At 53.8% G+C, this 485-nt stretch carries 1 protein-coding gene; it reads right to left on the bottom strand.

From position 1 onward, the window contains the following. Positions 1-485: DUF4150 domain-containing protein (locus EN879_RS38440; RefSeq protein ID WP_127274834.1), on the bottom strand; the 485-nt coding region annotated here is incomplete at both ends.

Here is a 485-nt window from a genome sequence, read left to right as displayed (position 1 = left end):
AAGGGAAACTCGTCGAGCGACGTCTTTTTCTTGCCCTTTTTCTCGCCTTTGAGCGCGGCTCGCCGGTTCTTGCGGATGGCGCTTCGGCTTGTCTGGCGCGTCAGCTTCTTCTTGCCGGAAGCGGGCATCCGCTTCCTCATGTTGGCTACCTTGTTAGGAAAGGTTGCCGAATCGAAAACGACCGTAGGCAGCGGGGCTGGATTTGCATTCCCCTGCAGGTCGACCGTATTTTTGTTGTTGTGATATTTCTTGTCGGTGTGGCGGCAGGCGTTCTTGCCATCCATCTTGACGTCGAACGAGTAGAGTATCCAATCTGTTGCCTGTTTGAACGTATTGGATTTGACGCCGCCAACCGTTCCGGGTTCGTCACCCGTACTCATCCCGTATTGCGAGCCTTTGTTAGCAATCATGGCGCCGACCTTAGCGTAGACTGTTGTCGTGCCATTCTGCAATGTGCTGCTCATTGCGAAGTTGGGATAAGGCAA

It is taken from the genome of Mesorhizobium sp. M7A.F.Ca.AU.002.02.1.1, from assembly GCF_003998535.1.
Taxonomy (GTDB): Bacteria; Pseudomonadota; Alphaproteobacteria; order Rhizobiales; family Rhizobiaceae; genus Mesorhizobium; species Mesorhizobium ciceri.
This window is presented reverse-complemented; position numbering and strand designations above follow the sequence as displayed.